21 protein-coding genes are annotated in these 23,719 nt (G+C 70.8%); 14 read left to right on the top strand and 7 right to left on the bottom strand.

Annotated features, from left to right (window positions below):
* Positions 1-3: 3 nt before the first annotated feature.
* A complete protein-coding gene (locus ACZ7LU_RS05000) occupies positions 4-1,620 on the bottom strand; it encodes a GMC oxidoreductase (RefSeq protein ID WP_471915728.1) in 1,617 nt (538 codons plus the stop codon).
* 206 nt (positions 1,621-1,826) lie between these two features.
* On the opposite strand from ACZ7LU_RS05000, the gene qcrB reads away from it, so the two are divergent.
* Positions 1,827-3,473, top strand: coding sequence for a cytochrome bc1 complex cytochrome b subunit (gene qcrB, locus ACZ7LU_RS05005; protein WP_471915729.1), 1,647 nt, complete (start codon positions 1,827-1,829; stop codon positions 3,471-3,473).
* A 474-nt stretch (positions 3,474-3,947) separates the two neighbouring features.
* On the opposite strand, the gene ACZ7LU_RS05010 is transcribed toward qcrB, so the two are convergent.
* Complete coding sequence (locus tag ACZ7LU_RS05010; RefSeq protein ID WP_398299447.1) at positions 3,948-4,697, bottom strand: GAF and ANTAR domain-containing protein; 750 nt, start codon at positions 4,695-4,697, stop codon at positions 3,948-3,950.
* A gap of 268 nt (positions 4,698-4,965) precedes the next feature.
* On the opposite strand from ACZ7LU_RS05010, the gene ACZ7LU_RS05015 reads away from it, so the two are divergent.
* Positions 4,966-5,820: a metallophosphoesterase family protein gene (locus ACZ7LU_RS05015; protein WP_468302776.1), complete on the top strand. Its 855-nt coding sequence runs from the start codon at positions 4,966-4,968 to the stop codon at positions 5,818-5,820.
* A 33-nt stretch (positions 5,821-5,853) separates the two neighbouring features.
* Here the strand turns inward: ACZ7LU_RS05015 and ACZ7LU_RS05020 are convergent, their stop codons facing one another.
* The gene (locus ACZ7LU_RS05020; protein ID WP_471916480.1) at positions 5,854-7,782 is read right to left on the bottom strand and encodes a potassium channel family protein; all 1,929 of its coding nucleotides are present in this window, start codon (positions 7,780-7,782) and stop codon (positions 5,854-5,856) included.
* A 72-nt stretch (positions 7,783-7,854) separates the two neighbouring features.
* Positions 7,855-8,814 carry an ADP-ribosylglycohydrolase family protein gene (locus ACZ7LU_RS05025; protein WP_471915730.1) on the bottom strand — a complete coding sequence of 320 codons (960 nt, stop codon included), beginning with the start codon at positions 8,812-8,814 and terminating at the stop codon, positions 7,855-7,857.
* A gap of 177 nt (positions 8,815-8,991) precedes the next feature.
* Between ACZ7LU_RS05025 and ACZ7LU_RS05030 the strand changes: the two genes are divergently transcribed.
* The 4 genes from ACZ7LU_RS05030 to ACZ7LU_RS05045 are packed head-to-tail and all read left to right on the top strand — an operon-like array spanning position 8,992 to position 12,252.
* The gene (locus tag ACZ7LU_RS05030; RefSeq protein WP_468086125.1) at positions 8,992-9,831 is read left to right on the top strand and encodes a TetR/AcrR family transcriptional regulator; all 840 of its coding nucleotides are present in this window, start codon (positions 8,992-8,994) and stop codon (positions 9,829-9,831) included.
* A gap of 50 nt (positions 9,832-9,881) precedes the next feature.
* Positions 9,882-10,778, top strand: coding sequence for a beta-keto acid cleavage family enzyme (locus tag ACZ7LU_RS05035; protein ID WP_468086123.1), 897 nt, complete (start codon positions 9,882-9,884; stop codon positions 10,776-10,778).
* A 29-nt stretch (positions 10,779-10,807) separates the two neighbouring features.
* Positions 10,808-11,764, top strand: a complete 957-nt coding sequence (locus tag ACZ7LU_RS05040; RefSeq protein ID WP_471915731.1) for a 3-hydroxyacyl-CoA dehydrogenase NAD-binding domain-containing protein — start codon at positions 10,808-10,810, stop codon at positions 11,762-11,764.
* Positions 11,761-12,252, top strand: coding sequence for a thioesterase family protein (locus ACZ7LU_RS05045; RefSeq protein ID WP_468712448.1), 492 nt, complete (start codon positions 11,761-11,763; stop codon positions 12,250-12,252). Before ACZ7LU_RS05040 ends, ACZ7LU_RS05045 begins: the two co-directional genes overlap by 4 nt.
* A 50-nt stretch (positions 12,253-12,302) precedes the next feature.
* Here ACZ7LU_RS05045 and ACZ7LU_RS05050 read toward each other — a convergent pair whose 3' ends face one another.
* Both ACZ7LU_RS05050 and ACZ7LU_RS05055 read right to left on the bottom strand, forming a co-directional pair.
* Positions 12,303-13,601 (bottom strand): MFS transporter, encoded by a 1,299-nt coding sequence (locus ACZ7LU_RS05050; protein ID WP_470982271.1) that lies wholly within the window; start codon positions 13,599-13,601, stop codon positions 12,303-12,305.
* Positions 13,602-13,657: 56 nt separating this feature from the next.
* Positions 13,658-14,518 carry a hypothetical protein gene (locus ACZ7LU_RS05055; RefSeq protein ID WP_471915732.1) on the bottom strand — a complete coding sequence of 287 codons (861 nt, stop codon included), beginning with the start codon at positions 14,516-14,518 and terminating at the stop codon, positions 13,658-13,660.
* Positions 14,519-14,613: 95 nt separating this feature from the next.
* Between ACZ7LU_RS05055 and ACZ7LU_RS05060 the strand changes: the two genes are divergently transcribed.
* The 5 genes from ACZ7LU_RS05060 to ACZ7LU_RS05080 all read left to right on the top strand — a co-directional run bounded on the left by ACZ7LU_RS05060 (position 14,614) and on the right by ACZ7LU_RS05080 (position 19,124).
* A complete protein-coding gene (locus tag ACZ7LU_RS05060) occupies positions 14,614-15,954 on the top strand; it encodes a 6-phospho-beta-glucosidase (RefSeq protein ID WP_470982269.1) in 1,341 nt (446 codons plus the stop codon).
* A gap of 7 nt (positions 15,955-15,961) precedes the next feature.
* Positions 15,962-16,351, top strand: a complete 390-nt coding sequence (locus tag ACZ7LU_RS05065; RefSeq protein ID WP_471150678.1) for a (2Fe-2S) ferredoxin domain-containing protein — start codon at positions 15,962-15,964, stop codon at positions 16,349-16,351.
* Between the two features lie 243 nt (positions 16,352-16,594).
* Complete coding sequence (locus ACZ7LU_RS05070; RefSeq protein WP_471111351.1) at positions 16,595-17,524, top strand: 3-hydroxyacyl-CoA dehydrogenase family protein; 930 nt, start codon at positions 16,595-16,597, stop codon at positions 17,522-17,524.
* The gene (locus tag ACZ7LU_RS05075; RefSeq protein ID WP_468557748.1) at positions 17,490-17,996 is read left to right on the top strand and encodes a PaaI family thioesterase; all 507 of its coding nucleotides are present in this window, start codon (positions 17,490-17,492) and stop codon (positions 17,994-17,996) included. The genes ACZ7LU_RS05070 and ACZ7LU_RS05075 overlap by 35 nt, the downstream gene beginning before the upstream one ends.
* Before the next feature lie 27 nt (positions 17,997-18,023).
* Complete coding sequence (locus ACZ7LU_RS05080; protein ID WP_471915733.1) at positions 18,024-19,124, top strand: 3-oxoacyl-[acyl-carrier-protein] synthase III C-terminal domain-containing protein; 1,101 nt, start codon at positions 18,024-18,026, stop codon at positions 19,122-19,124.
* 5 nt (positions 19,125-19,129) lie between these two features.
* Here the strand turns inward: ACZ7LU_RS05080 and ACZ7LU_RS05085 are convergent, their stop codons facing one another.
* Positions 19,130-20,140, bottom strand: a complete 1,011-nt coding sequence (locus tag ACZ7LU_RS05085) for a hydroxyacid dehydrogenase (protein WP_471915734.1) — start codon at positions 20,138-20,140, stop codon at positions 19,130-19,132.
* Positions 20,141-20,514: 374 nt separating this feature from the next.
* Between ACZ7LU_RS05085 and ACZ7LU_RS05090 the strand changes: the two genes are divergently transcribed.
* The 3 genes from ACZ7LU_RS05090 to ACZ7LU_RS05100 are packed head-to-tail and all read left to right on the top strand — an operon-like array spanning position 20,515 to position 23,674.
* Positions 20,515-21,843, top strand: a complete 1,329-nt coding sequence (locus ACZ7LU_RS05090; RefSeq protein WP_471915735.1) for a sugar ABC transporter substrate-binding protein — start codon at positions 20,515-20,517, stop codon at positions 21,841-21,843.
* A complete protein-coding gene (locus ACZ7LU_RS05095; protein ID WP_471915736.1) occupies positions 21,840-22,811 on the top strand; it encodes a carbohydrate ABC transporter permease in 972 nt (323 codons plus the stop codon). The genes ACZ7LU_RS05090 and ACZ7LU_RS05095 overlap by 4 nt, the downstream gene beginning before the upstream one ends.
* Positions 22,808-23,674, top strand: coding sequence for a carbohydrate ABC transporter permease (locus ACZ7LU_RS05100; RefSeq protein ID WP_468086097.1), 867 nt, complete (start codon positions 22,808-22,810; stop codon positions 23,672-23,674). Before ACZ7LU_RS05095 ends, ACZ7LU_RS05100 begins: the two co-directional genes overlap by 4 nt.
* Positions 23,675-23,719 lie beyond the last annotated feature (45 nt).

Below are 23,719 nucleotides of genomic sequence, written 5' to 3' on the forward strand. Positions count from 1 at the left end.
CGCTCACAGGTCGGTCTCGATGATCTTCTCGATGTTCCGCTCGGCGAGCGCGGTGATCGTGACGAACGGGTTGACGCTGGTGTTGCCGGGAATCAGTGCGCCGTCGATGACGTAGAGCCCCGGATGGCCGTGCAGGCGCCCGTAGTTGTCGGTGGCCCTGCCGAGCACCGCGCCGCCGAGCGGGTGGTACGTGAGGTGGTCGCCCCAGATCTTGTACGTGCCGAAGAGGTCGGTGCGGTAGATCGTGCCCTCCTTGGCGTTGATCCTGTCGAAGATGGTCCTGGCCGCGTCGATCGACGGCTGCTTCCAGGCGGTCTGCCAGTTCAGTTCGGCCCGGTTCGCGGCGGCGTTCCAGGTGAACTCGGCGCGGTGCGGGTTCTTGGTGATCGACAGGTAGAACGAGGCGTACGTCTCGATGCCGGTGGGCAGCGGCGCGACCTCGGCGAAGGCGCCGCCCGCGGCCCAGTTGTCGATGCCGGCCGTGGGGATGGAGGACTGGAGCTTTCCGGTCGCGTCCCACATGTGGTTGGCGCGGCCGCACATGACGTTTCCGTTGTCGCCCCAGCCCTTGCCGACCTCGCCGTTGAGGCGGGGCAGGGCACCCGTGGCCCTCAGCTTGACCAGAAGCTTGCTGGTGCCGACGCTGCCGGCGGCGAAGAAGACCCGGTCGGCGGTGACGGACGTGGTGGCCGTGGTGTCACCGCTGGTGTTGATCCGGTCGATGGTGACGGTGTAGCCGCCGCCGGCCGCCGGGGCGACCGAGGTGACCTTGTGCAGCGGGGAGACGGTGACCCGCCCGGTCGCCTCGGCGCGGGCCAGGTAGGTCTGCCGCAGGGACTTCTTGCCGTGGTTGTTGCCGTAGAGGATCTCGCCCGCGAGCGCTGACTTGGGGACGGTGCCCGCGGCCTCCTTCTTCATGTAGTCCCAGTCGTAGACGTCGGGCACGAAGACGAACCCGAAGCCGGAGCGCTGCGCGTGCTTGCGGCCGACCCTGGCGTACTGGTAGCACTCGGCCGTCTCGAACCAGTCGGGGTCGATGGTGCTCACGCCGAGGGCGGCGTTGGCACGCGGGTAGTACGTGCCGTACATCTCGCCCGCGTCGACCGTGGGCAGGACGGCGGCGAAGTGCTCGCGCCGGGGCGTGACCGCCATGCCGCCGTTGACCAGCGAGCCGCCGCCGACACCGCGGCCCTGGTAGACGGTGATGCCGCCGAACTCCTCGGCGTCCAGGATCCCGGTGTGGCGCGGGACGTCCTTGTCGAGCGGGAAGCCGAGGAAGTTGCTCAGGGGCTGCTTGGTCCTGGTGCGCAGCCAGTAGGAACGGACGTCCGGGCTCGTGGTGTTGGCGAATATCTTGCCGTCGGAGCCCGGGGTGTCCCAGGCCATGCCCATCTCGACCATGTGCACGTCGACGCCCGCCTCGGCGAGCCGCAGCGCGGCGACGGAGCCGCCGTACCCGCTGCCGATCACCAGGGCGGGAACGCGGGCGGCGTCGAGCGCGCGGGCCGGCGCGGCGTGGCCCGCGAGCGCGACGCCGCCAAGAATAGAACCTGTTCCTGCAAGGAATCTTCGACGTGACACCCCATCAGATGGCGTGTTGTGCTTGGGTGTAGTGCTCATGTGACCTTCCTCACGTTTGGCCGAATCGCAACGAGTTCTACTGCTGGCCGCATGGGAAGTCACGCCATACCTAAAAGTAACTTCTGTCCGATCTTGCCCCCCTGTGTCGACCGGTGGACACCACCGCCGGGCCGACATGTCACAGCCGCGACTGTTGGATCCGTCATACAAGCGACCTACCCTGGAACCGCCTGAAAGGGAGTCGCATGAGCGGACGCATCGAGCGCACCGGGACCAATGCACAACCTGTACGGCTCACCAAGGGGGAGCGGGTCGCCGACTGGGCGGACGGGCGGCTCGGCATCCACACCCTGGCCAAGAGCCAGATGCGCAAGATCTTTCCCGACCACTGGTCGTTCATGTTCGGGGAGATCTGCCTCTACAGCTTCATCATCCTGATCCTCACCGGCACCTATCTGACCCTCTTCTTCGACCCGAGCATGTCCGAGGTCGTCTACGACGGGCCGTATGTGCCGCTCAAGGGGATCATGGTGTCCCGGGCGTACGAATCCACGGTGGACCTCAGCATGGAGGTGCGCGGCGGCCTGCTGATCCGGCAGATCCACCACTGGGCCGCGCTCGTCTTCGTCGCCGGGATGCTCGTGCACATGATGCGGGTGTTCTTCACCGGGGCGTTCCGCAAGCCGCGCGAGCTCAACTGGCTGTTCGGCTGGACCCTGTTGTTCCTCGGCATCCTCACCGGCCTGACCGGCTACTCGCTCCCCGACGACATGCTCTCCGGCACCGGCATCCGCTTCATGCAGGGCGCCATCCTCTCCGTCCCCGTCGTCGGGACGTACCTCTCCTTCTTTCTGTTCGGCGGGGAGTTCCCGGGGGAGGACATCATTCCGCGGTTCTACCCGATCCACGTGCTGCTGCTCCCGGGCATCATGCTGGGGCTCGTCGTCGCCCACCTGATCCTGGTCTTCTACCACAAGCACACCCAGTTCGCCGGGCCCGGCAGGACCGAGAAGAACGTCGTCGGCGCGCCGTTCCTGCCCGTCTACATCGCCAAGGCGGGCGGCTTCTTCTTCCTCGTCTTCGGCGTGCTCGCGATCATGGGCGCGGTCGCCTCCATCAACCCGGTCTGGGCGATCGGCCCCTACCGGCCCGACCTGGTCTCCACGGGCGCCCAACCCGACTGGTACCTCGGCTTCTCCGAGGGGCTGATCCGGGTGATGCCCGCCTGGGAGATCAACGCCTGGGGCCACACGCTCAACCTGGGCGTCTTCATCCCCTTCTCGCTCTTCCCGCTCATCCTCCTGGCGATCGGCGTCTATCCGTTCATCGAGGCGTGGATCAAGGGCGACAAGAGGGAGCACCACATCGCGGACCGGCCGCGCAACGCGCCGGTGCGCACCGGTCTCGGCGTCGCCTGGCTCTCCCTGTTCGGCGTGCTGATGATCGGCGGCGGCAACGACATCTGGGCCACCCACTTCCACCTCTCCATCAACGCGCTCACCTGGTTCGTGCGGATCGGCTCCTTCGTCGTGCCCGCCCTCGCCTTCGTCGTCACCCACCGGATCTGCCTCGGGCTGCAGCGCAGGGACCACGAGAAGGTGCTGCACGGCAGGGAGACCGGCACCATCAAACGCCTCCCGCACGGCGAGTACGTCGAGATCCACGAACCGCTGACGCAGGCCGAGCTGTTCCGGCTGACCGCCCACGAGCAGCCCGTGCCCTACCGGATCGGCCCGACGGTCGACGCCAACGGAGTGTCCCGCAAGGTGCGTGCGTCCGACCGTCTCCGCGCCCGCCTCGCCCGTGCGATGTACGGCCCCAAGGCGCAGGTCCCGAAGGCGACACCGGAGGAGTACCTCGCGATTCAGCGGGGGGACGGCGAGCACCACTGAAAGCGCGTTCACGAATCCCCGACGACGCGGGCCGGGGGCCGCACCAGGTGTGCGGTGATTGTTCTGCCGGATGGCAGGCGGACGGGCCGGAGCGGCGTAGCGTGGGGGTACGGGCCGCTTCGGGCGGCTCGTCGGGGGCGGCCGCCGCCCATCCGGGTGGCGACGGCCGCCGAGGCGTGAGGAGCGAGGCTCCCCCTCGTCAGCTCCTCGCGCCATGGCCTCCCTGGGGGGATGCGGGAGGTTTCCCCACCGGGAGGACCGGGCTGGAGCCGCGTTGTCGGCGATGCAGCTCCAGCAGGCTCCGGGCATCCGGACAGCGCTGTAACCGAGAAAACAGGGGCAGGCTGGAGCGGATGCCGGTGCGGTCACGGAGCTTCATCCCAACTCCATTCGGGAGGATACCGGGACCGTGCCGTTGATCGGAACCCGCTTTGACGTGCCCTTTTCCCGGTGGCGGGCCGGATGCCGGGGTGGTCAGTCCTGGTCGAGGGGAGGCGGTCGCAGTTCGGGTGGATCGTGGGGCGGCTGCCCGGTGAGCCGCGTGATCAGGTCGATGCACAGGGTGCGGAGCTTGACGTTGCGGTTCTCGGAGGCGGCACGCAGGATCGCGAACGCCGCACGGCTGGGGCAGCGTTGCTGGGCCATGATGATGCCGACGGCCTGGTCGATCACACCCCGGTAGCGCAGCGCCTGCTGCACGTCCTCGGTGAACTGCCGGGAGCGGGACATGCGCTGGGCCAGCACGATGGCTCCGGTGGCCTGGGAGGCGAGGGCCCGCAGTGCGGCGAGGTCGGCGGTGTCGAAGCCGTGCGGGATGGGCGAGTACAGGTTCAGGGCGCCGGCGGTGTGGCTGCGCGGGGCGATGGGGAACGACAGGGAGGAGCGGGTGCCCGAGGCCACCGCGTGCGCCGGGAAGCTTCCCCAGCGCTGTTCCTCCATCATGTCGCTGACGTGGACTTCCTTGCCCGTGCGCAGCGCCTGTAAGCACGGCCCGTCGTCCAGGCCGTACTGCCTCTCGTCCATGGCCGGCGCGCAGGTGCCCGCGTTGGACACGGTCAGCAGGCGGCCCTGGCGTTGCAGCGTGATGCCGCAGCCCTGCGCCTCGGGCGCATGGGTCATCGCCGTTTCCGCGAGGCCGTGCAGGAGGTCGTCCAGGGTTTCGGTGTCCAGCAGCAGGTCGAGCACGCCGGAGACATGGACGGTGTCACCGTTGGGGGAGCTCATCGAGATCCGTTCCACGGGCCGTGGCCCGCCGGCCGGGAGAGGTGGGTGGTAACCGAGGCCCACGAAATCCAATGTCGCGGGGGCTACATCCCGGCACGCGGTCGACACCCGCTCTCCGGAAGGAGGTCTGGGGAAATGAGCCGCACCCCCACCCTCCTCCGTCGGCTGGACCGACGCAACACCCCCTCCCCGCCGCGATCGGCGACAGCTGTCGGGGGACGGTGGGGCCGGCGAGGAACCCCGTCGGCTCGGTTAGCCTCACACAGTGATGGCATCCGAAAAGACTCCGAACCTGCTCGCGATCAGCGACCTGCACGTGGCCTACGCGGAGAACAGGAAGTACGTCGAGACCATCCGGCCCCGCACGGACGAGGACTGGCTGATCGTCGCCGGTGACGTCGCCGAGCGCATGGCCGACATCGAGTGGGCGCTGCGCACGCTAGCCGGCCGCTTCGCCAAGGTGGTGTGGTCGCCGGGCAACCACGAACTGTGGACGCCGAAGGACGACCCGGTCCAGCTCCGCGGCGAGGAGCGGTACCAGCATCTGGTCGCGCTCTGCCGCGAGTTGGGGGTCGTCACCCCCGAGGACCCCTACCCCGTGTGGCGCGGCCCGGGCGGCCCGGTCCTGGTCGCCCCGCTCTTCCTGCTCTACGACTACACCTTCCGGCCCGAGGGCACCCACGACAAGGAAGAGGCGCTGAAGGTCGCCCACGAGGCGGGCGTCGTCTGCACCGACGAGTACTTCCTGCACCCCGACCCGTACGCGACCCGCGACGACTGGTCCCGCGCGCGCGTCAAGCACACCGAGGAGCGGCTCGCCGAGCGGCCCGCGGGTATGCCCACCATCCTCATCAACCACTGGCCGCTCATCCGGGAACCCCTGCGGATCCTGCGCTACCCCGAGTTCGCCCTGTGGTGCGGCACGGAGCGCACCGCCGACTGGCACGTGAAGTACGAGGCGGCCGCCGTCGTCTACGGCCACCTGCACATCCCGCGCACCACCGTGCACGACGGGGTGCCGCACATCGAGGCGTCCGTCGGCTACCCGCGGGAGTGGCGCAGGGACTTCCACCCCGACCCTCATCTGCGGCAGATTCTGCCGGTGCCGCCCGCCGAGGAGTGACGGGCGGGCCCGGCACGGCTGGGCGCGGTCCCGTCAGGGCTGTGCGGGCAGCGGTCTGCGGGCGAGGAGCTCGGCCAGGCCCTGCCGGGTCGCGGCCAGCACGACGCGGTCCTCGGGGCGCAGTTCGTACTCCGGGTCGAGCTCCCACTCCAGGCCCGACGACAGACGGGGCCCCTGGCCGGACGCGCGCTCCAGGGCGACGACGCGCCACGCCCCCGGCCGGAACACCTCGGCGATCCTGCGGCCCGTCAGCTGCGGCTGGAGCGACACGTCGAGCGCCGCGAAGAGCAGCACCGAACGCTCGACGGGCAGCGCGCCCAGGATCTGCCGGCCCATCATCGCCCCGGCGAACGCGGGCGCGGCGAGCGCGGACACGCTGCGGCTCCGGGTGAGGGCGCCGGGGTGCGCGGCGCGCAGGGTGCGGTAGACGGCGGTCGCGAACTCGTCGTCGTACAGCCGCAGCGCCACCCGCAGATCGGGCTTCACCGACCGTGCGTACAGGGCCGCTTCGAGGTTGATGGTGTCCGCGCTGGTCAGCGCGAGCAGGGCGTGCGCGCGGTGCACCTTGGCCGCCTCCAGGACGCCCTCCTCCGTCACGTCCCCGATCACGGTCGGCACGCGCAGGCGCCGGGCCAGGGAGATGCCGCGCGCCTCCGGGTCGGCCTCCACGCAGACCACCGGGATGTCCAGCTCGCGCAGCCGGGCGAGGACCCGTGTGCCGATCTTGCCGAGGCCCAGCAGGACGACGTGGCCCGAGAGGCCGCGCGGCGGGCGGCGCAGCGACGACGCGGTGCGGAACGTGCCGAGCGCCTCCAGGACGGCGGCGAACAGGATCGGCAGGAGCAGCAGTCCGACCAGGCCGGCGAGGAGCTGGAGCATCTGCCGGCTCATCGGCCCGTCGGTCGCCGGGTCGTTGATCGAGAAGAGGTCCAGGAGCGTCAGATACGTGGCGTGCAGCGGGGTGGTGTTCTCGGTGGTGACGATCGACGCGATGGCCATGCCGACGACGGCCGCCGCGAACCCGGCCACCGACCAGCGCAGCCGCCGCGAGAACAGCTCGCGCAGCGGCACGCCGCGCCCCGCGAGAAAGCCGGGCGGTGGCGTGGAACCCGAGTAAGAGACGGTCTCCAGGACCAGCGCGCCCCGCCCGGGAGCGGCGGCGACGGCGTCGTCGTCCGGCAGCAGCCGGGGCCCCGCGCCGGCGCCCGCGTCGTCCGAACCCTCCGCTCCCGCCGGGTCGTTGGCGGTCGCCGAGAGCAGCGCGAGGGTGGCAAGGCCGCGCGGCGCCACCTCGCCGGGCGCCGGCGGGGTCCGCTCCACCGCGCGCAGGAGCAGCCCGTCGGCGTGCACGACCTTGGTGGTGCCGGCGACCGCGGTGGCCGCGAGGGCCGGGGCCGCGGTGTCCGCGTCGGACAGGACGGTGACGCTGGCGTCGGTGGTGGCGAGGCCCGCCACGGCGGCCGCCTGGTCGAGCAGCTCCTCCACGTGCTGCCCGAGCTTGCGGTTGTACAGCCGGATCACCAGGCGCAGCCGGGGGTTGAGCCTGCGGGCCGCGAGCGCTGTGCGGATGTTGGTCTCGTCGTCGTCGTGCATGAGCGCGAGCGCGGCGGCCTGCGGGATGCCCGCGTCGGCCAGGACGTCGTCGGTGAGGTCGGTGGCCTCCAGGGTCCGCGGCAGCTCCGCCGGACCGCCGCCTTCCCCGTATCCGTTGCCCGCACCTCCGTGCGCGCTGCCGTGCGTGCCGCCGTTCGCGTGGGCGGAGCCGTTTCCATTGCCCGTGGTGCGCGTGACGGCGGCGGTGATACGTCCGATCAGTGCCGTCGTCCGGGCCCGCCCCGTCGGCCGGTTCGGCTCACCTCGGCCCGCGGGCGGCACGACGAGGACGACCTGTTCGCCGTAGACACCGCGGAGTTCGGCGGCGAGGCGGTGGGCCAGGACGTTGTCGCCGCCGCACACGACCATGTGGCCGGATGCGGGCAGCGGCTGGCGCTGTGGGGGAAACGAAGATGCGTGCGACACAGAAGGAAGAGTGCCTCACATGGCCGGCCGGTTCCCCGTGTCGAGCCGCTCGGCGAGTTCGACGAGGTCCGCGAGGCGCAGCACCCGGCCGGTCTCGGCAGCCCCGGGCAGCGGTACGTGGAGGGGCGCCGTCCAGCGGGCGGGGATCGCGCCGAGACCGTAACAGGCGCCCGCCAGCCCACCGGTGACGGCGGCGACGGTGTCCGTGTCGCCGCCCAGGTCGACGGCGGCACGCAGGGCACCCTCGAACGACGCCGTCGTACGCAGCGCCCACAGCGCCGAGCCGAGGCACGGCCAGACCGCGCCGTTGAACTCGGTGGCGTCGTCCGGATGCCAGGTGGGGGAGAGGACCACGGCATAGCGGTCGCGGTGGTCCGGGTGGACGAGGGCGAGCGTGTCGGGGAGCGCGGCGAGCGGATCGCCCCCGGCGAGGGCCACGCGCAGCAGCTCGTGGAAGACGGCGGTGCCCTCCCAGGCGGCCCGGTCGCCGTGCGTGAGGGCGGCGATGCGGCGGGCCGCGTCCAGGGTGGCGGCCTGCCCGGCGGGGGCGAAGTACACGGCGGATGTGGTGGCCCGCATCAGCGAACCGTTGCCCGCCGCCCGGAGGTTGACCTGGAAGTGGGCCTGCGCGGCGAGGTCCCAGGGCCTTCCGTTGGTGAGGACGTCCTCGGTCTGCAGCCCGATGTCCTTGGGGTCGTCGGCGGCCCACCGCTGGAAGCGGGCGAAGATGTCCGGCAGATCGAGCCCGCCCCGCTCCAGCAGCGAGTCGGCGACGTGCACGGCCATCTGGGTGTCGTCCGTGGCCTCCCCGGGATCCCAGCCGCCGCCCCCGCACATGTCGCGGGCGCGGTCGTCCCCGGCCACCGGAAAGCGCGCGGAGAACGCGCCCTCCGCCCCGAACTCGAAGGGCGCGCCGAGCGCGTCCCCCACGGCCGACCCGACGAGGGCGCCCGCGGCGCGCTGACGACGTTCCATCGGAGCAGCCTACCGAGGCCCCGTGACGCAGCCGGAAGAGTTAATGACTGATGCGTCAGTCAGAACCGCAATTCCTGCCCAGGATCTCCTCAATTCCTGGTGAGTGGCGGGAGTGAGGTGACCGCGAGTCGGCGTACGCGTTGCGTTCACCGCAACACGCGGGTAGGGTCGCCGACCATGCAGCACGACCCCGAGGTGGCGGACCGCGTCCGCAAGGTGATCGCCGATGCCGGAGTGACCCAGCGCGAATTCGCCCGCCGTATCGTCATGGACCCCTCCAAGCTCTCCCGCTCGCTGGGCGGCACCCGGCGCTTCACGGCCGCGGAGCTCGCCCGCATCGCGGACACCGGCGGGGTCGACGCGGGCTGGCTGCTCGGCGCCGCCCGGCCCGCGGAGCCCGCCGCCCGGCGCGAGCGCGCCGTGGCGCCCGAGGGCGGCCGCCCCCTGCAGATCGTCCGCGAGACCGTCCGCCTCATCGCGGAGCGCGGCTTCCACGCCGTACGCGTGCAGGACATCGCGGCGGCCTGCGACGCAAGCACCGCCGCCATCCACTACCACTTCCCCGGCCGCGACGACCTCCTCGAAGCCGCCGTGCGCTGGTGCATGGACGAGGACACCGCGCGCCGGGCCGCCCGGATCGCGGACGCCGCGGACACCGCCGACGAACTCCGCCAGCTCATCGAGCTGCAGATCCCCCGCACCCCGCAGCAGCGCTGGCAGTGGAGCGTCTGGCTCGACCTGTGGGCGGAGGCCGCCCGCTCCACCGCCGTGGGCCGCCTGCACGCCGACTACTACCGGCAGTGGCGCACCACCGTCGCCGACGTCATCCGCCGCGGCATCGCCGAAGGCGTCTTCCGCCCCGCCGACCCCGAGGCCGCCGCGCTGCGGCTGACCGCGCTGATCGACGGTCTGGCCACACAGGTTCTCGCCGCGGCGCCCGACAGCCCCGGCACGAGCCCTGACGACATGCACGAGTCCCTCGTCGCCTACGTCGACGCCACACTGACCGCGCGCTGACCGCACGTCCGACCCGTACGCAACACCCCACCCCCGAGGGAGAGTCCAGCATGCCCGTGAACGACAACGTGATCATCACCTGCGCCCTGACCGGCGCGGGCGACACCGTGCGCAAGAGCCCGCACGTGCCCGTCACGCCCGAGCAGATAGCCACCTCAGCGGTCGAGGCCGCCGAGGCGGGCGCCGCCGTCGTGCACATCCACGTCCGCGACCCCGAGAGCGGCGACCCCTCCCGCGACCCGCGCTTGTACCGCGAGGTCGTCGAGCGCATCAAGGAGACCGGCACCGACGTCGTCATCAACCTGACGGCGGGCATGGGCGGCGACCTCGTCATCGACCCCGTCCAGCCGCTGAAGGACCTCGGTGAACTGCCCGGCACCGACCTCGTCGGCGGCCTGGAGCGCCTCCCGCACGTCGAGGACCTGCTGCCCGACATCTGCACCCTGGACTGCGGCTCCCTCAACTTCGGCGACAACCTCTACATCTCCACGCCGGACATGCTCCGCCAGGGCGCCAAGCGCATCCAGGAGCTCGGCGTCCGCCCCGAGCTGGAGATCTTCGACACCGGCCAGCTGTGGTTCGCCAAGCAGCTCCTCGCCGAGGGACTGCTGGACAACCCCACCGTCTTCCAGCTCTGCATGGGCATCCCGTGGGGCGCCCCCGCCGACCCCGGCGTCCTCCAGTCCATGGTCAACATGCTTCCCGAAGGCGCCCAGTGGGCGAGCTTCGCGCTCGGCCGCATGCAGATGCCGTGGGTCGCCCAGTCCATCCTGCTCGGCGGGCAGGTCCGCGTCGGCCTGGAGGACAACCTCTACCTCGGCAAGGGCAACAAGGTGAGCAACGCACAGCTCGTGGAGCGCGCCGTCCAGATCACCGAGAACCTCGGCTCGCGGGTGGCGACGCCCGATGAGGCCCGCCAGAAGCTCGGCCTCAAGCCCCGGTCCTGACCCCGCCCCCCGCAGAGGACACCATCACCATGAGCAACACCACCCCCGAGAACGTCCGCCGCGTCGCCTGCATAGGCGCCGGCGTCATCGGCGGCGGCTGGGTCGCCCACTTCCTGGCCCGCGGTTACGACGTCACCGCCTGGGACCCCGCGCCCGACGCCGAGCAGCGGCTGCGCCGCCTGGTCGAGGCCGCCTGGCCCGCGCTGACCCAGCTCGGCCTCGCGGAGGGCGCCTCGCAGGACCGCCTGACCGTCGCGGCGACCCTCGAAGAGGCCGTCGCCGACGCCCAGTTCGTGCAGGAGAGCGCCCCCGAGAAGCTGGAGCTCAAGCGCGAGCTCCTCGCGAAGGTGGACGCCGCCGCCCCCGCCGGCGTCGTCATCGCCTCCTCCACCTCCGGCTACCCGATGACCGACATGCAGACCGAGGCCGCCACACCGGGCCGCCTCGTCGTCGGACACCCCTTCAATCCGCCGTACCTGATCCCCCTCGTCGAGGTCGTCGGCGGCGAGCGGACCGACGCCGCCGCCGTGGCCTGGGCGTCCCGGTTCTACGAGATCGCGGGCAAGTCCGTCATCACGATGAAGAGCGAGGTGCCCGGCTTCATCGCCAACCGCCTCCAGGAAGCCCTGTGGCGCGAGGCGCTGCACATGGTCGCCAACGGAGAGGCCACCGTCCAGGAGATCGACGACTCCATCACCGAAGGCCCCGGCCTGCGCTGGGCGTTCATGGGCCCCATGCTCACCTTCGCGCTCGCGGGCGGCGAGGGCGGCATGGCCCACATGCTCGACCACTTCGGCCCGTCCCTGAAGTCGCCGTGGACGCGCCTCGAAGCACCCGAACTCGACAAGAAGCTGTACGACGCCGTGGTCGCCGGGTGCGAAGAGGAGGCGAACGGCCGCACCATCGCGGACCTCGTCGCCGAGCGGGACCAGGGCGTCATCGACGTCCTGCGCGCCACGGGCCGGCTCCCCGGAGGCACCAAGTGACCGAGCCCCTGCCCCTGTGCCACCGGACGGTGCGCCCCGAGTGGATCGACTACAACGGCCACATGAGCGAGGCCTTCTACGTCCTCGTCTTCGGCTACGCCACCGACGCCATGATGATCGAGACGGGCCTGCACGCCGGCTACCGCGAGTCCACCGGCTGCTCCCTCTACACGGTCGAGGCCCACGTGCGGTACCTCGACGATGTCTCCGAGGGCTCCCAGCTCGCCGTCCGCACGCGGATACTGGGCGCGGACGCCAAGAAGGCGCGGTTCACGCACGAGATGTACGTGGTCGGGGCCGAGGGCGCTGAGCCCGCCCCGGACGCCACCCCCGTGGCCACCACGGAGCTGCTCGCCCTCCACGTCGACCAGAACGCGGGCCGGGCGACCCCGTTCCCGGACGAGATCCGCGAGCGCCTGACAGCTCTGACGGAACAGGCCCCGGACTGGGCGGGCCGTTCGATCGCCGAGGTACCGAAGGTGCCCTAGGGGCGCGGGGAACTGCGCGCTCAGCCACGACGAACCCGCAGCCACAGAACTCACCGTTCCAGCGGCTCGCGCGCCGTTTCCGGCAGCCGCAAGTAGACCACCGAGGACACGACGCACAGCACGGCCACGTACACGGGGAAGAGCCCGGGGGAGCCGATCTCCTTGAACAGGGTGCCCATGTACGGGGCCGTGCCGCCGAACACCGCGACGGTCAGCGAGTACGGGAAGCCGATTCCGGCGGCCCGCACCCGCGCGGGGAACACCTCGGCGTTCACGGCCGCCGAGATCGACGTGAAGCCGGTGAGCAGCACCATGCCCGCGCACTGCACGAGCAGCAGCGAACCGAACGAGCCGGAGAGCGACTTGAGCAGCGGCACGCTCAGGACGGCGAAGCCGACGCCGAAGAAGAGCAGCAGCGGCCTGCGCCCGACCCGGTCGGAGAGCAGCCCGCCCACCGGCTGGAGCACGGCGAAGAAGGCGAGGGATATCGTGCCGGCGAGGAGCGCCTGTCCCTTGCTGATGTCCGTGTTCAGCTCGGCGTACGTGGGCAGGTACGACGTCCAGGTGTAGTAGGCGAGGGTGCCGCCCGCCGTGATGCCGCAGATCAGCAGGGACTGGCGGGGGTGGTGCCGCAGCGCGTCGAAGAGGCCCGGCCGGTCGCCCTCCTCGGCGTGCGCCCGGTGCGTCTCGTGCGCCCCCTGCCTGATCCAGAAGCCGACCAGGCTCAGCGCCGCCCCGATGAAGAAGGGCAGCCGCCAGCCCCAGCCGTCCATCTGCCCGTCGGAGAGCGTGGCGACGAGGAGGGCGGCGACGCCGGACGCCGCGAGCTGGCCGATGCTGGTGGAGACGTACTGGAAACTGGAGAAGAGGCCGCGCCGCCCGGGGCCCGCCGACTCGACGAGGAACGTCGTCGACGCGGCGAACTCCCCGCCCACGGAGAGCCCTTGGAGCAGCCGGGCCAGCACGAGCACGACCGGCGAGAGCAGTCCCACGGCCGCGTAGGTCGGGGTCAGGCCGACCAGCAGGCTGCTGCCGCCCATCAGCAGGATCGTGACGGTCAGCGCCGCCCGCCTGCCCTGCCGGTCGGCGACCGCGCCCATCAGCAGTCCGCCGACGGGCCGCATGAAGAAGCCCACCGCGAAGACGGCGAACGTGGAGAGCAGCGGGACGAGGGAGTTGTCGGATCCCTTGGGGAAGACCTGATCGGCGATGTATGTGGCGAGGAAGGTGTACGCGTACCAGTCGTACCACTCCACGGCGTTGCCGACCGACGCGGCCAGCAACTGCCGTATCGGGCGCGGCTCGGGGGCGGGGTCGGCGGCGGTCACCTGCTGGTCGTGCTGTGTCATGATCACGACCTTCCCCTGCCCCGCGGCGCCCCACACGTCCTGTCCGCCAGGCGGACTCAGCCCGACGTCGGCCTGTACGCGTACACCGCCGTCGTCACCAGGCACGGTGCGGGCGGCACCACCTCGACGCGCAGGGTGCGGCGCGCGGTGTCGTAGTCGACGCCCTCCGTCTCGAACGTGCCGGAGCAGATGCTGCGCTGCGGCGCCGCGAAGAGGCTCGTGACACGGCCGGTCACCGGCTGCCCGTCGAGCGGGCGCTCCAGGTCGACCTGGAGGACCGGGCGGTCCTCGGGGAACAGCTCCTTGGACGCGTCATTGGAGGCACACACCAGGCGCGTGGCGGAGACGAAGTCGCAGCCCTGGATGTCGCGTACCGGCCTGTCGAGCGTGATCTGCCCGGCCTGGGGGAGCGCCCCGCCGGTGGGCGGGGTCGAGGAGTTGAGGAGCGGGGCGGGGAACACCTGGAGGCGGTGCTGGTCGCCCCACTCGCCGGAGACCAGCCACCGCGCGTCGGGCGAGACGGCCGCGAAGGAGTTGTTGAGCTTCTCGCCCGCGTCGAGCCCGTGCTCGTACAGGTAGCGCTTCCCGGCCGGCGTCGTGACCGCGAACATCTTCGACCGCGCGCTGTCGCCGCCCTGGTAGGCGTCGAAGGTGTGGCCGTTCGCGATGTCCGGGTCGCCTATGTGCCCCCAGCCCTTGGCACGCAGATCGAGGGGTATCGAGCCGAGCCCCCGGTAGAGGAGGCTGCCGTCGGCGCGGCTCGCCAGGCCCTGGCTGCCGGTGAGGGAGTTGACGTACGACGTGCCGGACTCCTGCCAGCCGCCGGGCGAGGCGGGCGCTGCCGAGGCGGCGCCGCCCGTCATCACCGCCAGGGAGACGGTGCCGAGCAGGGCGGTCGATGCCTTCCAAAGGGTCATCGGGGCGCTACCTCCGTGGGGGGTCGGAACGCTGCCGCGTCATCGTACGTAACGTGAGCACCGGTGATAACGGTCCGACAGAAGGCGGTTCAGACGTGAAGCTGGCAATTCTCGGCGGCGGCGGGTTCCGTGTGCCGCTTGTCTACGGCGCTCTCCTCGGCGACCGCGCCGAGGGCCGCGTCACCGATGTCGTGCTGCACGACCTGGACGCGGCCCGGCTCGACGCCATCGCCCGCGTCCTCGCCGACCAGGCCGCCGGCATCCCGGACGCGCCCTCCGTGACCGCCACCACCGACCTCGACGAGGCGCTGCGCGGCGCCGACTTCGTGTTCTCCGCCATCCGCGTCGGCGGCCTGGAGGGGCGTGCCGCCGACGAACGTGTCGCCCTTGCCGAAGGCGTACTCGGACAGGAGACGGTCGGCGCGGGCGGCATCGCGTACGGGCTGCGCACCGTGCCCGTCGCCGTGGACATCGCGCGCCGCGTCGCCCGGCTCGCCCCCGATGCCTGGGTCATCAACTTCACCAACCCCGCGGGTCTCGTCACCGAAGCCATGTCCCGTCACCTGGGCGACCGCGTCATCGGCATCTGCGACTCGCCCGTGGGCCTCGGCCGCAGGGTCGCGCAGGTGCTCGGCGCCGACCCCGACGAGGCGTTCTTCGACTACGTGGGCCTCAACCACCTGGGCTGGCTGCGCGGCCTGCACGTCGCGGGCCGCGACGAACTGCCGCGGCTGCTCGCCGAGCCCGAACTCCTCGTCTCCTTCGAGCAGGGCAGACTGTTCGGCCCCGACTGGCTCCAGTCGCTCGGCGTGATCCCCAACGAATACCTGCACTACTACTACTTCAACCGCGACACCGTGCGCGCCTATCAGCAGGCCGAGCGGACCCGCGGCGCCTTCCTCCACCACCAACAGGCCCGCTTCTACGCCGACATGCGCCACCCCGGCACCCCCGCCCTCAAGGCCTGGACCGACACCCTCGCCGAGCGCGAGGCGGCGTACATGGCGGAGAACAGGGAAGCGGCGGGCGTGGGGGAGCGGGCCGAGGAGGACCTGGAGTCCGGCGGGTACGAGAAGGTCGCCCTCGCGCTGATGCGCGCCATCGCACGCGACGAGCGGTCGACGCTGATCCTCAACGTCCGCAACGGGACGACCCTCTCCGCGCTGGACGCGGACGCCGTGATCGAGGTGCCCTGCTCCGTCGACGCCAACGGCGCCCACCCCATGGCGGTGACCCCGCTGCCCGGCCACGCCACCGGCCTGGTGTGCGCGGTCAAGGCCGTCGAGCGCGAGGTGCTCGAAGCGGCGGACAGCGGCTCGGCGGCCACCGCCGTAAAGGCGTTCGCGCTGCACCCGCTCGTCGACTCCGTGACCGTCGCGCGGCGCCTGGTGGACGGCTACCGGGGCGTGCACCCCGGCCTCGCGTACCTGAGATGATCACGACATGAGTCCCGTCGTCTCCATCGGTGCCGCCGCCCGCCGCCCCTGCACGCTCGTCGTGTGCCGGGGCTGCTGCTGCGGCGACGCGCGCAAGAACCCCGGCATCGACCACGCCTGGCAGCTGGAGCGGATGCGCTCCGCGGCGGCGGCCTCACGCGGCCGGTTCGCGGTGCGCACGAGCGACTGCCTCGGCCCGTGCGGCCAGGCCAACATCGTCGTGGTCCAGCCCTCGTCCGAGGGGCGCAGACGGGGCGGCCGGGCCGCCTGGGTCGGCTTCGTCACGGACGACGAGTCGCTCGACGGGATACTCACCTGGGCCGCGGCGGGCGGCCCCGGCCTCGCCGAGCCCTCGGACACGCTCACCCTCCAGATGGTCGACCCCCGCGCGAGCTAGGGCCTGTCCGGCGGGTCAGGACGAGGACGGTCGCCGACCGAGGAGCAGGCCCACCAGGCGGCCGAGTCGGGGCGTACCGGAGACCCAGGCGGGCACGGCGACCTCTTCTCCATTCGCTCCGCCTATGACCTGCACTCGGCCCCTGCCCCCTGCCCCGGGCCCGGGTCGCCCGGTACTGCGCCGTTCGGGCCATTCCGGCCCGTCCGAGGCGCGGCCCGGGAAAAGCCGGGGAGGCATGACGGCATGGGCAATGTGACTGGAGTCGCGGGCGCCGGGGTGATGGGCGGGGGGATCGCTCTGACGGCCGCGCTCGCCGGGTCCCCCGTTCTCGTCTGGAGTCGGAGGGAGACGACACTTCGATCCTGCGTCGACAAGTGCGGAAGGGATCTGGGCCGAGCCGTCGAGAAGGGCTGGATCGACGAGGCTTCCGCACACGACGCGGTCTCGCGGATCCAGCCGGTCACCGATGTGCGTGAGCTGGCTGCGGCCGACCTGGTCATCGAGAGCGTGGCCGAAGACCTCTCCGTGAAGAAGGAGGTCCTCGCGCAGCTCGACCGCGTCTGCGACGAGAACACGATCCTGTCCACCAATACGTCGTCCATCCCGATCGACGCGCTCGCGGAGGCGACCCGAAGGCCGCAGGACTTCCTTGGTACGCACTTCATCTACCCGGCTCCGATCCGCCCGTTGGTCGAAGTCCTCACCGGAACCGCGACCAGCGAGGAAACGGTGTCCCGCGTCCGTGTGCGTTTCGAGGAGTGGGGGAAGCGCTGCCTGATCGTCAAGGACGACGTATCCGGCCCCGTCGTGAACCGCCTGTTCGGTGTTCTCGCGGCCGAGGCGATTCGCCTCCACGAATCCGGAGCCGTGAGCGCGGCCGATATCGACGCGATCTGTGAGCTGGGGTTCGGGCATGCGACAGGGCCGCTCAAATCGCTCGACGCCGTGGGGCTGGATGTGGCGCTCGCGAGCTTCGAATACGCGTACGGGAGAACAGGGGAGGCTGTCTTCGAGCCGCCGGTGACCCTCTCTCGCATGGTTTCCCAAGGTCTTCTGGGGCGAAAGTCCCGCAAGGGCTTCTACGAATACCCGAGCAAGCAGGCAAGCCGGACGCCGGGCCGAGGGGAGAGAAAGACTCATGAGCACGCGCGACGAGACGGCGCCGAGCCGTAGGACGTACTTCTTCCACGACCCGTCCACTCAGATTCCGACCCTCCTGGCCCTGGACGGGCTCCAGTTGATGCGTCGGCTGAAGGAGGGTTCACTCACGGCGGCCCCGCTGGAGTCCACCCTGGACTACCGGGTCGTCGAGGTCGACCGGGGGTCGGTGACCGTCGGTGTGCGGCCCAGGGAGTGGCACGGGACCCACAGCGGGAACGTGCACGGTGGACTGATCGCGTCCGTGGCGGACGCCGTGTGCGGGTACGCCGTCCAGACCCATCTGCCGGCCGGTTCGTACGCCGTCACCGCGGAACTGTGCGTCAGTTTCCTGCACCCGGTGAGCCCCGGGCAGCAGGAGCTGCGCTGTGTGGGGTCGGCCCCCGCGCCCGAGCAGGGGCGCTCCCGGGCGGCCGCCGAACTCGTCGACCCGGACGGGAAAGTACTGGCCACGGCGACCGCCGACGTGCGTGTCCTGTCCGTGTAACCGCTAGGAGGGTCTTCTGTGTGCGCGGTGAACGGTTTCCCGTACACGATCACCGGATTGGCCGTGGAACTGGGGGATCAGGTCGACATCGGGACCTGGGCGGAGCGGGCCCGGGTTCCGGACCAGAAGCATCCCGGCTCGACCATGTCCGGGGAGGTCCTGCAGAAGATCCTGGGGGTGACGGGCAAAGCCTGGGCCCGCGACCGCTTCTCCGACGCGCGTGTCCTCACGGACGTGGCCCGGACGGCTCTCGACTCGGCGGCGATGACGGCGCGGGACGTGGACACGCTGATCCTCGTGTCCTGCACGCCGTTCCAGGTGATGCTCGACCAGGACGCGCTCAGCCTGGCGCGCGACCTCGGAGTGCCGGACACGGTCTCTCCGCTCCAGCTCGGAGCCGGCTGCGCGGGGCTGGCCCGCGCGGCGGAACTCGTCCGCAGGATGAACAGTGAGCGGGCCCTGATCGTCGCCTACAACGTGGCGAGCCGCCATTCCGTCGACTCCCGGGGAGCCCTGTACTCCCATGGGGAGGGCAATGAGGCACACCCTTTCGGGGCGTTGTTGTGGGCTTCCGCCGTACTGTTCTCCGATGCCCTGGCCGCCATGGTGCTGACCCGGACTCCGGACAGCGACGGAATTTCTTTCTACAGCCGGGACGCGCTCTCCTTCGCGGACGGCCCGGGACTCACGGATCCGCTCATCCACTACCCGGGCGGAGGCGCCCAGAATCCGCCGGGGGAGCCGAACTCCACACTCCTCATGTCGTACGGGATGAACAGCGAGGAGATCATCAACTACTACATGCAGGGCATGACGGAGAACCACAAGACTCTGGAGAAACACAGGCCCGGGTATCTCGACCAGGTCTCCCGCGTCTACACGCACCAGGCGAGCCCGCGCCTCGTGGAGGCGTTCGCCGAATCGGTGAGCATGCGAAAGGAAATGGCCCCTTCGAACGCGGCACGGTTCGGAAACATGGTCTCGCCTTCCACGCTGGCGCTGCTCCAGGAAGACCTCGCGGAAGGATTCCTCTCCGCGGGAGACCCGGTGTGCTTCAGCGTGGTCGGTTCGGGCCCGGAACGCGGCGCGTTCATCACCTCGGTCGATATCGGATCCGGGGTTCTGTAGAACCTTCACGCCAGGGTCGCGGCCCGTTCGGGGGCGATGGCGTGCTGAAGGGGCTCGTCCCGCAGGAGGCGGTCGAGTTCGTCGAGCACGAGGTGTCCGAGCCGGTGGCGTTCAGCGCCGAGTGCGCCGGCCAGGTGGGGGGTCAGGACGGTGTTGGGGAGGTCGTAGAGGGGCGAGTCGGGGGCCGGGGGCTCCGGGTGGGTGACGTCGAGCACGGCCGTGACGTCGGGCCTCGCGCGCAGGACGTCCGCCAGCGCCGCCTCGTCGACGAGCGCGCCCCTGGCCGTGTTGACCAGCGTCGCGCCCGGCAGCAGGGAGGCCAGCAGGCGCGCTCCGACGACGCCGCGGGTCTCGGGCAGGAGGGGCGCGTGGAGACTCACGACGTGGCAGGTGGCGAAGAGCTCCTCGACGCCGACGAGCCGTACTCCCGCCTCCCGCGCGGTGTCGGCGGAGGCGAGGGGGTCCGTCGCGAGGACCTCGACGTCGAAGCGGCCGAGGTGCGCCGCGACGAGCCGGCCGATGTGGCCGAGCCCCAGCAGACCCACGCGTGACCGGTAGGCGCCGGGGACTTCAGGGTGATGGGGGAAGCCGCGGTTCCGGGCCACCTCGCGGCTGATGCGATGGGTCTGTTTGAGGCCGAGGAGGACCTGGGCGAGGGTGAACTCCGCCACCGGCACGGCGTTGGCCGCGGCCGCCGAGACGATCGGTATGCCGCGGGCCCAGAAGGCGGGCGTGGTCAGATGCCGTACGGAGCCCGCGGCGACGAGGACGGCCCGCAGCGCGGGCGCGCGCGCCAGGAAGGCCGCGTCGAGGACGGGGGCGCCCCAGCCGGTGAGGAGGATCTCGGCGCGGCGCAGGGCGTCGGGGTGCTCGTCGAGCTGATGGCGGGTGAGGGAGAGGCTTCCGCGGTCCACGAGCCGGTCGATGCCGGCAAGCACCTCGGGCGGATAGACGTCAGCTCTCCGCTCCTCCTCCATGACCAGCAGGGCCGTCGGTCGGTGTGCCGCCTCGTCCATGTCGATGACGCTCCTCGTCGAAGACGCTCCTGGCCCGGTCGGGTCTGTGCGCAAAAGTTCGGCCGCGTGTCGCAGCGTGGAGCAGCGTGTTCGAAATATCGACCGAACCGCCTGGAAGGAGACGATACATCGGATGACTCAAGTGTCCACCCGTAGAGGGCAATTGTTCGGCGTACGGTGTCCCGGTGCGGCTTATCCCGTGCCGAGGTGCGGGTCCGGGCGAGGGCAACTCGGTCGGCGTCGGCCGGGCTGCCGTGACGCTGCCGAAGAAATCTCGTATTCATCGGAGTATTGACCCAGGATTTGACGCCCGTTAGCGTCCCCCGGCAAGCGCTTGCTACAGGCGGTTGTGACGCGGTGGAACGGGAGTTGCGATGCAGAGATCGCGGTGGATCGGCGCGGGTTTCCTCGCGTCGGCACTGATCCTCACCAGCTGTACATCAGGACCCGCGGGAGCGGACGTCGAGCAGGACACCAAGGCGCCCCTCGAACTGTGGACCAGGACGACACCCGGCGGGCCGGGCGAGAAGGGCACACTCGCACTCGCCGCCGCCTTCGAGAAGGCCACCGGACACCAGGTCGAAGTCACCGCCATCTTCGACGACTTCGAGACCAAACTGCAGCAGCGGGCCGCGCAGCGGGACCTCCCCGACATCGTCATGAACGACGTGACGCAGCTCGGCGCCATGCACAGCCAGGGGCTGCTGCGCGAGATCGACCTGGACAAGATCGAGCACAGCCGGCAGGTCGTCGCCCAGGGGCTCGACTCCGGCAAGGGCGTCGACGGAAAGCAGTACGGCCTGCCGTACTCCGCACAGGCCACCGGGCTGCTCATCCGCAAGGACTGGCGCGAGAAGCTGAAGCTCGGCGTCCCCCAGAACTGGGACGACTTCGCCGCCATGGCCGAGGCCTTCACCACGAAGGACCCGGACGGCGACGGCAAGAAGAACACCTTCGGCCTCGCCGCCCCCCTCTCCACCAAGCGCGGCTACGCCTCCTGGTACTTCTCCAACTTCCTCTGGGCCGCGGGCGGCGACTTCATCACCGAAACCGGGGACGGCAAGTACGAACCCGCGATGAGCACGAAGGAGTCGGTCGGGGCCGTCCAGTGGTTCCGCGACCTCGGCTGCGCGGCCAAGGCCGTCCAGCCCGGCGCGGTCACCATGGACACCCCGCCCACGAACGAGACGTTCGAGGCGGGCAGGACCGGCATGTTCGCCGTCGGCCCCTACCTGCTGCCCCGCTTCGACGAGGTCCTCGGCAAGGACAAGTACGAGGTCGTGCCGATGCCGAAGGGCCCGAAGGACGCGACCGTCCTCGCCGAGGGCGGCACCGTCTACCTGATGGCGGGCTCCGAGAACCGGGCGGGCCAGGACGCCTTCGCCGACTTCGCGATATCCCCCGAGGGGCAGCGCACCGGGATGCGCGGCGAGACCGGCTTCACCGTCCAACTGCCCGTCAACAAAACGGTGGACGTCGCCAAGGTCCGCCCCGACCCGCGCTGGAAGACGTACGACGAGATCTACCGCTCCTCCGGCCGGTACGCCCCCTCCGTCCCGAACTGGACCGCGGTGCGACAGACCACCGCGGAGACCGTCAACGCGCTGATGGCCGACTGCGACCTGGACACCCGCGGCGAGCTCCGCGACCTCGACAAGAAGCTCGCCGGCATCCTCGAGGAACAGGGAATCGCCGCGTCATGAGCCTCGACCAGGTCGAACACGCCCCGCACCCCGGGCGTGGGCCCGCCGGTCCGAAGGGGCGGACGGGCGGCGGCGCCGCGGCCGCCCGCCGAAGACGCAGCCGCCGCACGGGCCGGTGGTGGACGCCCTGGCTCTTCCTGGCCCCGGCGCTGCTCCTCTTCCTGTACTTCAAGTTCATCCCCATGGCCAACGCGCTGACCATGTCCTTCCAGGAGGTCCAGCCCTACCTCGGCAACAAGTGGGTCGGCACGGAGAACTACGCGACCGTGCTCGGGTCCGCGGGTTTCCGCGAGGCCGCCTGGCACACCGTCGTCCTGGCCGCCGGGCAGACGGCGGGCTCGATGCTCCTCGGTCTGGTGCTCGCGCTGCTGATGGAGGGGCAGGGCCGCCGCCTGGGATTCGTGCGCTCCGCGGCGTTCCTGCCGGTCGTGGTGCCGATCGCCGTCGTCGCCGAACTGTGGCGGATCATGTACCACCCGACCGGGGACGGCATGGTCAACTCCCTGCTCGGCCTCGTGGGGTTCGGCCCGTCGGGATTCATCAACGACCCCGACGCCTCGCTCGCGTCCATCATGGTCACCGGCATCTGGCGGGGCGCCCCCTACGACATGATGATCTTCCTCGCCGGACTCGCGAGCGTCGACCGCGGCCTGTACGAGGCCGCGAAGGTCGACGGCGCCTCCCGGTTCCAGCGGGTGTGGCACGTGACGGTGCCCGGGCTGCGGTCGGTGTTCTCGATCCTGTTCATCCTCGCCGCGATCCGCGGCCTGCGGGTGTTCACCGAGGTCTTCTTGCTCACCAACGGCGGCCCCGACGGCTCCACCGAGGTCGTGATGACCCTCATCTACAAGCTCGGCCTCGAACAGAACCGGCTCGGCGTCGGAGCGGCGGGAGCCGTCCTGTTGTTCCTCACGACGCTGGTCCTCACGATCGTCGTCCACCTCGTGCGCCGCAGGGAGAGCAGATGAACGCGCCGACCGAGACCGCGCTCGGCCTCACCGAGAGCAGGAGCCCGGGCGGCCGCCTCCTGAAGGCGGTCACCTACCTCCTGGTACTGATCCTCTTCGCGGGGCCGCTCCTCGCCCTGCTGGTCAGCGCCTTCAGCAAGGTCAAGGACCCGACCCAGCTGAGCGTCGTCCCCTCCGGCGCCACCCTGGACAACTTCAGGATCGCCTTCGACCAGGGCGTGCTGACGTATCTCCTGAACTCGTTCTTCGTTGTCGGCTTCGGCCTGCTGCTCCAGGTGGCCGTCTCCGTCCTGGCCGGTTACGCGCTGGCCCGCAAGGTCTTCCCCGGTATGACCATCGCCCTCGTGGCGATCCTGGCCACGCTCATGCTGCCCGAGGAGATCCTCGCCCTCCCGCTCTCCCTGATCCTCGCCGATCTCCCGGTCGTCCACTTCAACCTCATCGGCACCCTCGCCGGCATGATCGTCCCGCTGGGCGCCTGGGGCTTCTCCATCCTCGTCATGACCGAGTTCATGAAGGACGTACCCAAGGAACTCGAAGAGGCCGCCCGCATCGACGGCGCCGGTGACCTGCGGATCTTCGCCCAGATCATCCTGCCGATGTGCAAGCCGGCGCTGGGGGTCATCGGGGTCTTCGGCTTCACGATGATCTGGGACCAGTACCTGCTGCCCCTGCTCGTCGCCACCGACTCCTCCTCCTACACGCTCCCGCTCGCGCTGCGCACCCTGCGCATCGACCCCGACGTCACCCCGGGAGTGGTCCTCGCGGCCTCGCTGCTCGCGCTGCTCCCCTCCGTGATCGTCTTCCTCTTCTTCCAGCGTTCCTTCGTGTCGGGGCTGTCCTCCGGCGCCCTGAAGGGCTGACGCGCCCACCCGCCCCCATCCGCCGACCTCAAGGAGCGCCACCCC

This window comes from Streptomyces sp. NPDC039462 (genome assembly GCF_055639375.1).

What these genes read in the sequence shown, in the direction of transcription:
- ACZ7LU_RS05000 (WP_471915728.1), bottom strand. Translation starts at nt 1,620, where the DNA reads ATGAGCACTACACCCAAGCACAACACGCCATCTGATGGGGTGTCACGT.
- ACZ7LU_RS05075 (WP_468557748.1), top strand. Translation starts at nt 17,490, where the DNA reads ATGAGCACGCGCGACGAGACGGCGCCGAGCCGTAGGACGTACTTCTTC.
- ACZ7LU_RS05090 (WP_471915735.1), top strand. Translation starts at nt 20,515, where the DNA reads ATGCAGAGATCGCGGTGGATCGGCGCGGGTTTCCTCGCGTCGGCACTG.
- ACZ7LU_RS05100 (WP_468086097.1), top strand. Translation starts at nt 22,808, where the DNA reads ATGAACGCGCCGACCGAGACCGCGCTCGGCCTCACCGAGAGCAGGAGC.
- ACZ7LU_RS05030 (WP_468086125.1), top strand. Translation starts at nt 8,992, where the DNA reads ATGCAGCACGACCCCGAGGTGGCGGACCGCGTCCGCAAGGTGATCGCC.
- ACZ7LU_RS05020 (WP_471916480.1), bottom strand. Translation starts at nt 7,782, where the DNA reads ATGGTCGTGTGCGGCGGCGACAACGTCCTGGCCCACCGCCTCGCCGCC.
- ACZ7LU_RS05040 (WP_471915731.1), top strand. Translation starts at nt 10,808, where the DNA reads ATGAGCAACACCACCCCCGAGAACGTCCGCCGCGTCGCCTGCATAGGC.
- qcrB (WP_471915729.1), top strand. Translation starts at nt 1,827, where the DNA reads ATGAGCGGACGCATCGAGCGCACCGGGACCAATGCACAACCTGTACGG.
- ACZ7LU_RS05010 (WP_398299447.1), bottom strand. Translation starts at nt 4,697, where the DNA reads ATGAGCTCCCCCAACGGTGACACCGTCCATGTCTCCGGCGTGCTCGAC.
- ACZ7LU_RS05035 (WP_468086123.1), top strand. Translation starts at nt 9,882, where the DNA reads ATGCCCGTGAACGACAACGTGATCATCACCTGCGCCCTGACCGGCGCG.
- ACZ7LU_RS05050 (WP_470982271.1), bottom strand. Translation starts at nt 13,601, where the DNA reads ATGACACAGCACGACCAGCAGGTGACCGCCGCCGACCCCGCCCCCGAG.
- ACZ7LU_RS05025 (WP_471915730.1), bottom strand. Translation starts at nt 8,814, where the DNA reads ATGGAACGTCGTCAGCGCGCCGCGGGCGCCCTCGTCGGGTCGGCCGTG.
- ACZ7LU_RS05015 (WP_468302776.1), top strand. Translation starts at nt 4,966, where the DNA reads ATGGCATCCGAAAAGACTCCGAACCTGCTCGCGATCAGCGACCTGCAC.
- ACZ7LU_RS05095 (WP_471915736.1), top strand. Translation starts at nt 21,840, where the DNA reads ATGAGCCTCGACCAGGTCGAACACGCCCCGCACCCCGGGCGTGGGCCC.
- ACZ7LU_RS05055 (WP_471915732.1), bottom strand. Translation starts at nt 14,518, where the DNA reads ATGACCCTTTGGAAGGCATCGACCGCCCTGCTCGGCACCGTCTCCCTG.
- ACZ7LU_RS05070 (WP_471111351.1), top strand. Translation starts at nt 16,595, where the DNA reads ATGGGCAATGTGACTGGAGTCGCGGGCGCCGGGGTGATGGGCGGGGGG.
- ACZ7LU_RS05065 (WP_471150678.1), top strand. Translation starts at nt 15,962, where the DNA reads ATGAGTCCCGTCGTCTCCATCGGTGCCGCCGCCCGCCGCCCCTGCACG.
- ACZ7LU_RS05085 (WP_471915734.1), bottom strand. Translation starts at nt 20,140, where the DNA reads ATGGACGAGGCGGCACACCGACCGACGGCCCTGCTGGTCATGGAGGAG.